General features: G+C 35.8%; 8 protein-coding genes and 1 pseudogene. 4 read left to right on the top strand and 5 right to left on the bottom strand.

The genetic code is table 11. The annotated features are described in order from the left end of the window. Positions 1-781: 781 nt before the first annotated feature. The 5 genes from JCM12304_RS10870 to JCM12304_RS10850 all read right to left on the bottom strand — a co-directional run bounded on the left by JCM12304_RS10870 (position 782) and on the right by JCM12304_RS10850 (position 6951). Complete coding sequence (locus tag JCM12304_RS10870; RefSeq protein WP_019377131.1) at positions 782-1495, bottom strand: PRC-barrel domain-containing protein; 714 nt, start codon at positions 1493-1495, stop codon at positions 782-784. Positions 1496-1568: 73 nt separating this feature from the next. Beyond that, the gene (locus JCM12304_RS10865; RefSeq protein ID WP_060680353.1) at positions 1569-2414 is read right to left on the bottom strand and encodes a S1C family serine protease; all 846 of its coding nucleotides are present in this window, start codon (positions 2412-2414) and stop codon (positions 1569-1571) included. Between the two features lie 13 nt (positions 2415-2427). Then, positions 2428-4461 carry an ABC transporter ATP-binding protein gene (locus JCM12304_RS10860; protein ID WP_060680345.1) on the bottom strand — a complete coding sequence of 678 codons (2034 nt, stop codon included), beginning with the start codon at positions 4459-4461 and terminating at the stop codon, positions 2428-2430. Next, positions 4461-6206 carry an ABC transporter ATP-binding protein gene (locus tag JCM12304_RS10855; protein WP_060680343.1) on the bottom strand — a complete coding sequence of 582 codons (1746 nt, stop codon included), beginning with the start codon at positions 6204-6206 and terminating at the stop codon, positions 4461-4463. The genes JCM12304_RS10860 and JCM12304_RS10855 overlap by 1 nt, the downstream gene beginning before the upstream one ends. Before the next feature lie 541 nt (positions 6207-6747). Further along, the gene (locus JCM12304_RS10850) at positions 6748-6951 is read right to left on the bottom strand and encodes a hypothetical protein (RefSeq protein ID WP_256200817.1); all 204 of its coding nucleotides are present in this window, start codon (positions 6949-6951) and stop codon (positions 6748-6750) included. A 231-nt stretch (positions 6952-7182) separates the two neighbouring features. Between JCM12304_RS10850 and JCM12304_RS10845 the strand changes: the two genes are divergently transcribed. The 4 genes and pseudogenes from JCM12304_RS10845 to JCM12304_RS10830 all read left to right on the top strand — a co-directional run bounded on the left by JCM12304_RS10845 (position 7183) and on the right by JCM12304_RS10830 (position 11655). Then, complete coding sequence (locus tag JCM12304_RS10845; protein WP_019377126.1) at positions 7183-7737, top strand: beta-class carbonic anhydrase; 555 nt, start codon at positions 7183-7185, stop codon at positions 7735-7737. Positions 7738-7909: 172 nt separating this feature from the next. Next, positions 7910-9402, top strand: a pseudogene (locus JCM12304_RS10840) (spore germination protein). 7 nt (positions 9403-9409) lie between these two features. Next, on the top strand, positions 9410-10525 hold the full coding sequence (locus JCM12304_RS10835; protein ID WP_060680339.1) for a GerAB/ArcD/ProY family transporter: 1116 nt from the start codon (positions 9410-9412) through the stop codon (positions 10523-10525). Beyond that, positions 10522-11655 carry a Ger(x)C family spore germination protein gene (locus JCM12304_RS10830; RefSeq protein ID WP_060680337.1) on the top strand — a complete coding sequence of 378 codons (1134 nt, stop codon included), beginning with the start codon at positions 10522-10524 and terminating at the stop codon, positions 11653-11655. Before JCM12304_RS10835 ends, JCM12304_RS10830 begins: the two co-directional genes overlap by 4 nt. Positions 11656-11687 lie beyond the last annotated feature (32 nt).

The raw sequence follows: 11687 nt of genomic DNA, 5'->3' as shown, positions 1-11687 counted from the left end.
CTTATTTCCCAATTAATATAAAATAGCTAAATAACACCGCTACGGAAAAATACTGCGCTTTCCGGGGGCGGCTGATGAGCCTCCTCATGCTACGCATTCCGGGGTCTCACCGATGCCTCATCTCCCCCAGGAGTCTCCGTATTTTTCCTTCGCTACTATTTACTATTATACCTAAGAAGAAAAATCGCGTCTGCATACCCCAGAATATGCTGTGTACCAATTGATTGGCGCGGAAGGGGGCGACTCCAGCCGGAATAGCAGGAAGCCACTGAAAAAGTCCGGTAAATTCTTGAGAAGGCTAGTTCCAAAAAATTACATCACCACTTTTTAGTCTATGAGTGGAATAAACTGGTTCTGGCTCTCCATTTATGCATATTAACAAAACAAAATTTTGGGATAACGTCTTTTGAAAAACTTCTATTTTAGTAGAAAATGACTTTTTCAGTGGCCTCGAATAGCATGAGGTGAAGACTGAACGGGGCGTAGCGGCTGAGGCCATGCCGGGCGGCAAAGAAGACACTGTGAGGTTACGAACAGATGTCGCGCTTGTACCCGGAGGTGTGAAAGCGTCCCCCTGCAGCGGAATTCAATGGGGCTTACCTCTTCAAATATTTCAGTGATCTTCAAGATTTTTCACACTTTAAATACCAAAAGTTACGTCGCAATATATCTTTTGAGAACTTGTAAAAACCAAAAAATACATTTTAGATTTTCCAAAAGCATATAGAACATTAAAAAAATGCCTCTATTTAATATAGAGACATTTTTGACCTTTTACCATTTAAAGGCTTGCCATAATGCTCTGTTTCGTTTCATAAACATTTCCTGCTTTTACTTTTTCAAGCGTAGTATTAATGTAGATATCATTTTCAAACCAATCTACCGATTCAATGTTATTTAGATCAAATACATAATACGCTTCTTCAGTAATAGCTTCACTATCCCGGACAACCATATATTGAAGCTTCCAATTATCCGAATTAAAGATCATATCTGTTAATGTACCAATTTTTCCATCGTCAGCATGAACTTTAAATCCATTTGTTTCGTCTTCGCTTCTTAGGTCATATCTTTTTTGTTCGTCCAGTTTCTCTTCAAAGATTTGGGGATTTTCCGTATTAGAATCTAAATCAGTTGCAGGGGTGACGTTTGGCCCCCATAACAAGTTTCCCATCCAATATCTGCTCCAGCCATAGTAACCTGCCAACGTATCTTCCATATCTTGTGTCATTGGTTGATCTTCAGGGATAGACGGACTGTTTCGAATGGTGTCTTTGTCATGTTTTACTTCCAAATGTCCCTCATTCTCATTCACAGTGATAATAGATGTAGGGGACAGGAGCACACGTCTTCCGGGCAACCATTTTCTAGTATCAATTACTGCATATCGAATCGCCCAATTGTTATCATCAAAATATAAATCTTTCACTTTACCCATTTCACCATCTGCCGCATGCACATGGTAATCTTTTAAATCTGATGTAAAAAACAACATATTAGCGCCTCCTTAAGACGTTTATGAAGTATTTACCCTAATTTCATATTGATGAAACTTTCAGCAATAGGTCTTATTTGTAGATACTTGTGGTTTCTCCCTGTTTTTCATAAAAATAATCAATAGGAATAAAGAGACCTACTTTTCCTTTTTCTTCATGGGTCATTGTCGCAAAGATCACGCCTATTACTTTTCCTTCTTTGTTAATTACAGGACTTCCACTGTTTCCACGATAAACCGGCGCATTCAACATAGTTACCTCTTGTTCCAAATCATTTAAGTTCGTGGACCCTGCTATAATGCCTTCGTTGGCAATTCCATTAAAACGTAAAGGGTTACCAATAAATTGTATCTCCTCACCAACAGAGGTGCTTACACCTTTTTCAGCAAGTGGGAGAAACGGGAGCCCTTTTTCATCTACATCAAGCACCGCAAGATCTACATCAGGGTACAACTCCTTCACTTCTGCTGAATATAATCCTTTATCCTGAAAAGCGACAGTCACTTCTTTTTCTTCACCCACTACATGGTGGTTCGTAATAATCTTACCGTTGGCTGAGATGGAAAAACCGGTTCCTTTACTGTTTTCTGTTTCGACAACTACAACTGCTTTTTTGTATTCTTGAATAGTGTCCTGTGTTGATAGCTTAGCTGAAGCTATTAAAAAATCAATTGCCGGGACGGAGAATGTTTGAGGAATTAATGCAAATAAATTAAAAACCAATGCAATAGCAATGAGCCAAAACGGCCATTTGGGAAACGGTCGTTTTGGCTTTTTCTGGTTTTCTCTTTCTTTTTCTCTTTGAATCGCCCTTTGCCTTTCCTGTTGGACAAGTTCATAAAGCTCTTCGTCATCTATTTCTTCATATAAATCTTCATCTATTATATCGTGTTGTTGGTCTTGATCTTTGGGATGCATAGGCCACCTCACTTTAGATTGCCTTCTGTTTGATACTGCCTTGTTGCATTTGATACATTTGATAATATATACCTTTTTCATTAATTAACCGTTGGTGATTTCCTTGTTCTGCTATTATACCACGATCAAGAACAAAAATCGTATCAGCTTGCTGAATCGTAGACAAGCGGTGTGCGATTACCAGTGTAGTTCTATTTTTCTTAAGAACCTCCAATGCCTCCTGAATAATTGCCTCTGTTTCAGTATCTATATTAGCAGTAGCTTCATCCAGAATTAAAATTGCCGGATCAAATGCAAGCGCTCTTGCAAAAGATAACAGTTGTCTTTCACCTAAGGAGAACGTACTGCCTCCTTCTGTTACCTCTTCATGATACTGATTAGGCAGTTTTTTAATAAACCGGTCAGCACCTACAGCTTTTAAAGCATGTATCGCCATTTCTTCAGTTATTTCAGGATCGTTCATCGTAATATTTGTAAGAATGGTACCAGTAAATAAAAACGGATCCTGTAATACAATTCCCATATGGCTTCTTACCTGCTGTCGTGACCACTCCTCTGTAGTATACCCGTCAATGGTTATCTTTCCTTTTTGCGGATCATAGAAACGGAAAAGCAAATTCATTATCGAGCTTTTTCCAGAACCAGTGTGACCGACAAAAGCAGCTGTCGTTCCCGCTTTTACTGTAAAAGATAAATCATGTAAAACATCTTCTTTCCCATCATACGAAAAAGTGACATGGTCAAACTCAATTCTTCCTCGATACCTTTCAATTGGCTGATTATCTACATCCTCACCATCCTGATCAAGCAATTCAAATACACGTCCACCAGCGACCCTTGCCTGTTCAATTAATGGCAGTTGATTCACTATATCAGTTACTGGTTCGAATAGCCGTGTCAGATAATCAACAATCGCATAAAGCATACCAATGGAAATAAGACTTCCAGGATCTAAAGACATCGAACCGAAATACCAAATAAACCCTACAAAAGTTAGATTACGAAAAACTGTAACAAGGTTATAGGAAGTTAAGGCACTTAATTTTACAAGCTTGCGCTGGAAGGTAAAATGCCGTTCATTCAATACTTCAAAGTCTTCCTTTGTTTTCTTTTCTCTACGAAAAGCCTGAATAATAGGCATTCCTTGAATTGCTTCATTAATATTGGCATTGATTTCACTAATCGTTGAGCGAATTACTTTATTGTATTTTGATCCAAAGTGCTTATATACCTTCATCCAACCGATAATTAAAGGAATAATAAATAAGCACATTATTGCCAGTTTTACATCAAGGATAAATAAGGCCACAAATATTCCCGCCATATAAATAACACTTGTTACGACAATGGACAATACCCGCTCATACAAATCCCGGATCGCTTCTGTATCATTCGTAATTCTCGCAACAATTTTACCTGCAGGTTGATCAACAAAATACGTAATAGGAATGCGTTGTGTCTGGGTAAATAGATCGTTTCGCATTTTTTTCACTATTTGATTGGATGATTTCTGTAGTAAATAGGTTTTGAAAAATTGAAAAAAACCTGCTACTAACAACAATATTATATATAAACTTAGTAAGAATATAATAGGCTTTTTCTCTGGAGTAAAAAATGGATAGACTTCTGAGAAAGTTAGTTTTTCACCATTAAATTCCGTTACTTTTTCACCTTCTGTTATTTTAATCGTGCCATTCTCCACAGTTCGTTTTCCTTTTGTAGGAACTTCAGCGTCAACGAAGTAATAAGAAGTGCCAATTTGTAATAAGGAAACGGGGGAACCGACTGTTTTGTCTTGTGCTTGCACACGATCTTCCCGTTTATAATAATCTCCTTCAAACGCTACTGAATTCTCATCCTTATCGGCAACTTGCTGCCAAGTACCTTCTACTCCAACAATATGTTCATCAATTACTTTTTTGGCAATTAATGGTCCGGCAAGCTCCAATGCTACCGCTACCATTAAGCAGGCTAAACCTATAAATATTTGTTTTTTATATTGTAGTGCATAATTAAATAATCTTCTTTCAGTTGATGGTTTACTCATTATTCCACCTCCCCATCTTCCAATTGTTGTTGAATATACTGTTCTTTATACCAGCCATTATTATTCAGCAATTGTTCGTGCGTACCTTCTTCAACAATCTTGCCATCTTCCAGTACAATAATATGATCAGCATGTGTGACAGCAGACAAACGATGTGCTGCTATAAATGTTGTTTTGCTTTTTCTTACCTGTCTTAAGTGATCAATAATTTTTGATTCTGTTTTCCCGTCCACAGCGGATAAGGAATCATCTAAAATCAAGATTTCAGGCTCCTTAATAAAGGCACGAGCTAAAGCAACACGCTGCTTTTGGCCACCCGATAAGGTAACTCCACTTTCTCCTACCTGTGTATCCAGTCCATTTGGTAGTTGTTTTATATCATTTAGAAAATGCGCGAGCTCCATTACACGGAAAATTTCTTTGTCTGTTGCATTTCCTTTACCAAACTGAATATTTTCCCTGATGGACTTGGAGAACATAATTTGATCTTGAGGGACATACCCGATCCAAGAGCGAATTTGATCCAAGCTTAATTGATGTAAATCTACATCAGAAATCTTTATTTCTCCTTTCACTCCAGGATACTGTCTGAGTAACAATTTAAATAAAGTGGTCTTACCTGCTCCAGTTTTCCCTACCACACCTATCGTCTGCCCCTGTTTCACATGTAGAGAAATATGGGATAACTGATCAATTGAGCTGGTAGGATACGCAAAAGAAACATCTTTAAACTCAATGTTACTCACTTGGTTTACGTAGAAAGGATCTCTTGCTTCACGTATATCTGCTTTGTAGTCTAATGTTTCATTTACCCTATCAAGGGACGCATTTCCCCGTTGAAGAATATTAATCAGCTCTCCTACAGCGAACATTGGCCAGATCAGCATCCCTAGATATACGTTAAAAGTAACTAAATCGCCGAGTGTCATCTGGTTTTCAAATACCAGCATTGCACCATAGCCCAGGCCTATAGTATAGGACAGACCAACTAAGATTTTCATTGTAGGCTCAAATAAAGCATCTATTTTTGCTACTTCAATATTTTTTTCATACACCTCATTAGTCATATTCTCAAAACGTTTGGCATCCTGTTTTTCCTGTACAAAAGCTCGAATCACCCGAACACCTCGTATTGATTCCAAAACATCATTATTCATTTCGCCAAAAGCTTCCTGTGCTTTAGTGAATCTGGAATGAATAGCTGCCCCATATTTATTCATTACAATTGCCATTACAGGCAAAGGGATCAGTGCAGCCAACGTAAGGTTCCAGCTAATTGTAAAACCCATCATTGCAATAATCATTAACATAAATATACTAGAATCGACTAGGGTAAGTACTCCGAAACCTGCTGTAAGACTAATTGCTTTTAAATCATTGGTTGATCTTGCCATTAGATCACCGGTACGATATTTCCCAAAAAATGTTGGGGTCATAGATAAAAAATGTGACATTAATTTGCTCCGTGTCCACCTTTCAAGAATAACCGCCCCTCCAAATAAGGTATAATCCCATAAAAATGATATGGCATAATGAACAACGATTAATATAAGATATCCTAAAATAAGCGCAATTAATAATTTAGAAGTCAGTGTATCAAATTGAATGTGATCAATTGTATACCCAGCCAGCTTTGGCGGGATCAAGCCAATAGCGCTTGCAATAATTAACGCAATGATTGCAAATAAATATCTCTTCCAATAATGTTTAAAAAACCAATCCAGTTTTTTAAATACCGCAAACATGTTATCACCTTCTCTATCTCTCTAGATTTGCATAGTGAAAATCATCGATGGAGCTTTTTCGTTACAAAATGTCCTTGCTCCAATTTAGACAATTTGCTTACCTGATTTCTGCCAACTGAACGAATGATGGCTTAGCCTTGTTCTGTAAATATTCGCTAGTATACGGGTTTATAATAAATAAAAAAAGCATGTGTTTGTGACAACACATGCTTAAAGGTTAGAAAAATTCGTAACTACCCTATATAACAACAAAAAGGCCACAAATAAATTGTGACCTTTTTAGTACAGAAACAATAAGCCATAGTTAGCTAATTATTCCATAATCCGTCCAAGGCAGGTCACAGCAAGTATGAAGTTGTTGGTTTGAATAATTACATTGTTTTCCATGGTCTGTGACCTCCTTTCTTTTTTTGTTCTCAATAATTATATTATTTATATTTTTTAAAGTCAACTACTTTTCAAATTATTTTTAATTTAGTGTGACATTAAATTATAAAACAAAAGAGAACTACTCCTTACGTGAAGTAATTCTCTTTTTAATCTATTTGAGTATTTTATTTTCATGTTTGCTGCTTAATCCTAATTTAACCATATTTTTAACCTTCTCTACATCTACATTTGTTGACGTAGATATTTCTTCAACAGAAACAAGTGGGTGCTTCCTGATGAAGCTACGAACGCGATCTCCTTCTATCAGCACGTTGGGCACATCATAAATGGACTGCTCTCCATTGGTTCTTTGCACAATCGACAATTACGTACAAACTCTCCCATACTCCCACCCCTCAACAAATTGTTACTCTCATCATAACTCACTTAATATGGACAAACAATACGTATGTTTAAATTTTCCAAAAATGAGTCTTTGGGCTTAAGAGAAAAAAGTAAATTTTGTCGAAATTAGCTTTCTACTGTACACTTACTAAAAAAAACTGCTATATTTTAATAGGAAAAACTATTTTAAAGGAGTGGAAATATGCACTTGGAAGAAATGCTGGAATATAATAAACAATTTGTAGAAGGAAAATCCTACGAACCTTACAAAACGGATAGTATCCCTAACAAACGAATGGTTATTTTCACTTGCATGGAATCTCGTTTAGTAGAACTTCTGCCACGGGCATTAAACATTCAAAACGGAGATGTAAAAATGCTCAAGAACGCTGGAGCAATTATCCGCAAGCCTTTTGACAGTATTATGAAAAGTATTCTTGTAGCAGTGTACCAACTTCAGGCTGAAGAAGTAACCGTAATTGGTCACCATGATTGCGGTATGTCACATGTTGACACCGAAGCATTAGCAGAAAAAATGGAAGCACGTGGAGTTGATAAAAAGACACTTGATACTATTACACATAGTGGAATAAATCTGCATGAGGAATTCCATGGTTTTGATACTGTTGAAGAATCTGTCATGCAAAGTGTTTCTATTATACGTAACCATCCATTACTTCCTAAAGAAGTGAAGGTTCACGGATTGGTTATTGATCCACACACTGGTAAAGTCGATGTAGTTTCAAAAGAAGATTAGTTTTTCATTATCTGCAGAGATTAATTTCTCTGCATTTTTTATGGCTTAATCATTGTTATTCCTTCCTATTTACCCCTCCATCAATACTTCATTTTCTGCCTATACTTCATCTACATAAAATACTATTTTAGCAACATACTATTATGGATTGGATAAATTCAGGAGGAAGAAAATGAAGACAAGGAATAAAAAGAAACTCCCAATGAAGGTAGATGATCTGGAATCCTTTTTAAAAGAAAAATTTGAGAAGAACCCAGATTTAGTATTTTCCAAATATGAGCAGCAAAACGGTAAAAAAGTCGGTGTATGTTTTATAGGGTATCAAGTAGACACGGACAAAGTGGAAGAATTTTTATTACAGCCACTCTTATCCATGGAAGAAAAATGGACAAATAAAGAGATTATAAATCGGACACCTTTAAACGATGTAAAAACTTCTCATTCATTAGAAGAGATACTTCAAAAATTATTAGTTGGAGAGGTATTTGTTTATGTAGAGGGAGAAAAAGAAGTACTCTCTTATCTGCTATTAAATAAGGAAAAACGTTCTCTGGAAAAAGCAGAGACCGAATCACTTGTATTGGGGCCTAAAATTGGATTCACAGAGTCGATTGTAACGAATATGAATATCGTTAGGTGGAGAATAAAATCCACCGATTTAGTGCTAGAAGATTATACCATTGGTAAGTTAAATCCACGAGATATTCGTTTAATCTATCTAAAATCTATTGCTAATGAAGAAGATGTAAATACTATGAGACAACGAATTAAAGAACTTGATGTGGATGAAGTGGAGGACAGTGCTGTTCTCTCACAGTATCTTGCTGATTCGCAATCTAATATTTTCCCTTCTTTTCAATCAACGGAATTGCCTGACAGATTCACTTATGCCATTACTAAGGGTAAAGTAGGGATTTTAATGGAAAATAGCCCTACAGGTATCATTGCCCCTGCAAACTTATTTAGTTTTATCGAATCTACGGAAGACTTGTACATGAATTGGTATGCAGGTACATTTTTAAGGCTTCTTCGCTTTATTGCAATGTTCTTTACAGTCATTGTTACACCCTTATATGTTGCTATTATTACTTATCAATATAGTATTATTCCTACACAGTTATTAATTTCTATCGGGCAGTCACGAGCAGCAGTACCCTTCCCTCCCTTAATAGAGGCTCTGATTTTGGAATTCTTAATTGAGCTTTTACGAGAGGCTGGCGCTCGTCTTCCAACGAAGGTGGGGCAGACAATGGTATTGTCGGAGGTATTGTTATTGGACAGGCAGCAGTTGCAGCTGGTTTAACTAGTAATATTCTAATTATTGTTGTAGCTATGAGTGCTTTAGCATCGTATACTTCACCAAGTTATTTATTGGGAACAACCATTCGAATAATTCGATTTCCGCTTATAATATTAGCTGGGCTTTTTGGTTTAATAGGAATTATGTTTGGATTATGCTTTCTTATCATCCATTTGCTACGTCTCACTTCATTAGGTCGGTCATACTTGATTCCACTGTATCCATTACAATTACAAGATTTTAATAAAGTTTTTTATCGCACTCCCTTTAAATTTGAATATAAGCGAGCAAAATCTTATTTACCAAAACGTCTCTACCGTTTTAGTAAAAAGGATGCAGGTCAAAAACGAGACATAGACGAGTAGGTGACATATGAAAATAACGAACGTAATTGCACCTGGAAAAAGAATACGAGCTTTTTATCTCTTTTTTATTATCTGCACTGTTCAACTTGGCGTAGGTATAATGGGGGCACCATCATACATTTTTGGTTATGCCCGTCAAGATGCATGGATATCTATTCTTATTGCAGGAGTGGCTCTAATCCTAATCCTTTCAGTTATCATCTATATTCTAAGTCAATATGAAAACTCAGATATATTTGGTATTCAAGTAGACATATTTGGATCTTTTATAGGCAAGGTATTAGGTTCTATTTATATAATTTATTTAGCAATGGCTTTGCTATCAGTTATGTTAACTTATATTGAAGTTGTTCAAGTATTTATACGTCCAACCATGCCCTCCTATGTTATAGGCGGTCTTATACTAATCCTTGTTATTTATTGTATCTGGGGCGGAGTCAAAGTAATAGTAGGAGTAGCTTTTTTATTTTTCATCCTGTCTCAGTGGTTACTTATTTTATTATATGATCCTATTTTGCGAATGGATTGGTCTCATTTACTTCCAGTTTTAGACGCTTCTCTTATCGAGCTTTTAAAAGGAGCAAAAGCAAGCAGTTATACTTTACTTGGTTTTGAAATCCTCCTTATTATTTATCCTTATATTGATAATAAAAAAGAAATTAAATTACCAGTATTTCTTGCTATTATCTATTCTGTTTCGACCCTATTAATAACTACAATAATAAGCATTGGATATTACAGTTTAGAAAACCTGCGGGATAGCGAGTGGACGGTTATCACACTATTTAAAAGCGCCTCATTTAGTTTTGCTGAAAGACTAGATTATATAGTTGTAATGGAATGGATGATGATTGTAGTTCCTAATAATATTTTTTTAGCCTGGGCTACTACTTACGGAATTAAACGATTATACAACATTCAGCAAAGAAAAAGCTTGTATATACTTTGTAGTTTGTTATTAGTGAGTATTAGCATTTTAAAATATGACTATATGATACTTCAATTTACCACTATTGTCAGCAATATGGGGTTTTGGATTAATTGTGTGTATCCTTTTATCTTGGCAACCCTTGTTTTTTTTAAAAAGAAAAGGTCTAAACATAAAGGAATGAATACTACATGAAAAGCAAACTAATTATTTATACGTTCATTATATGTTTATTCTTAACAGGATGCTTTAAAGAAAATCAAATTGAAAAAATGGGAATTATTAATGCACGCGGAATAGATAAACAAGAAGATGGTCTAGTTCAAGCTTCCCTTGTACTCTTCCAGTTTGAGGCCCAAGCCAAGGATATAACAAAATTAGTAAAAGGAACAGGTAATTCCACAAAAGGGGCTATTAACAATGCAAACTTGGAAACAAACTTCCTTTTAGATTCAGGGAAGCTACAAATTGAGTTGTACGGAAAAGAAACTGCTCAAGAAGGAATTTCACCATACTTAGACACCTTGCTAAGGGATGCCCGCGTGCCTGATACCAGTTATATGGCAATTGGAGAACCCACTGCAGAAGACATACTTACCGTTCAGGAGAGTGGTATATCTATGAATATCGGGCAGTATCTCCATGGAGTTATTGAAAACAGTGCTAGTGACAAATTATTTCCAAAGGTCTCCTTAGTTAAATTTAGCAGACTGAAGAATGATATTGGGGTGGACCCGATTTTACCTGTCTTTGAAATAAAAGAAGGTATCCCAAAAATTACTAATATTGGCGTATTCCAAGATGACAAATATGTAGGAGATATATCCATAGAAAATAAAATCCTATTTAATCTTTTAGACGAAAGCTTACTTAGTGAGTGGTTAGAAATAACTCTTCCCTTTGAACCTTTTAAAAAATATAAAAGAAACTCTTCTAGCTCAACTACAGAAAAATTACATGTTGCGCTAAACACTTTACGAAACGATTCAACGATAAGAGTAACTGATTTGGAAGACCTTACATTTAAAATAAATTTGAACATAGAAGCAAGTCTTTTAGAAATTTCTAATCAGATTAAATTAGAAGATAAGCGGGTATTGAAGTTACTTGAAAAAGAAATAGAAAAGAACATAGAAAAAAAGTACGAAGAATTATTAAAAAAACTTCAGGAGTTCAACTCTGACGCAATGGGGTTCGGATCAGTCTATCGTTATAGTAAGAAGGGGAAACCATTAACTAGAGCGGAATGGAGAAAAAAATATCCGGAAGTAAAAGCTGATTTTAATGTGAATTTAAAGATAATTCACCACGGTGAAACTTTTTAAATAGACAGATTTAGCAAGGAAATCATAGTAAA

The organism is Virgibacillus halodenitrificans JCM 12304 (genome assembly GCF_001310895.1).
Classification (GTDB): Bacteria; Bacillota; Bacilli; order Bacillales; family Amphibacillaceae; genus Virgibacillus_Q; species Virgibacillus_Q halodenitrificans.
This window is presented reverse-complemented; position numbering and strand designations above follow the sequence as displayed.

What these genes read in the sequence shown, in the direction of transcription:
- JCM12304_RS10870 (WP_019377131.1), bottom strand. Translation starts at nt 1,495, where the DNA reads ATGTTGTTTTTTACATCAGATTTAAAAGATTACCATGTGCATGCGGCA.
- JCM12304_RS10865 (WP_060680353.1), bottom strand. Translation starts at nt 2,414, where the DNA reads ATGCATCCCAAAGATCAAGACCAACAACACGATATAATAGATGAAGAT.
- JCM12304_RS10860 (WP_060680345.1), bottom strand. Translation starts at nt 4,461, where the DNA reads ATGAGTAAACCATCAACTGAAAGAAGATTATTTAATTATGCACTACAA.
- JCM12304_RS10855 (WP_060680343.1), bottom strand. Translation starts at nt 6,206, where the DNA reads ATGTTTGCGGTATTTAAAAAACTGGATTGGTTTTTTAAACATTATTGG.
- JCM12304_RS10845 (WP_019377126.1), top strand. Translation starts at nt 7,183, where the DNA reads ATGCACTTGGAAGAAATGCTGGAATATAATAAACAATTTGTAGAAGGA.
- JCM12304_RS10835 (WP_060680339.1), top strand. Translation starts at nt 9,410, where the DNA reads ATGAAAATAACGAACGTAATTGCACCTGGAAAAAGAATACGAGCTTTT.
- JCM12304_RS10830 (WP_060680337.1), top strand. Translation starts at nt 10,522, where the DNA reads ATGAAAAGCAAACTAATTATTTATACGTTCATTATATGTTTATTCTTA.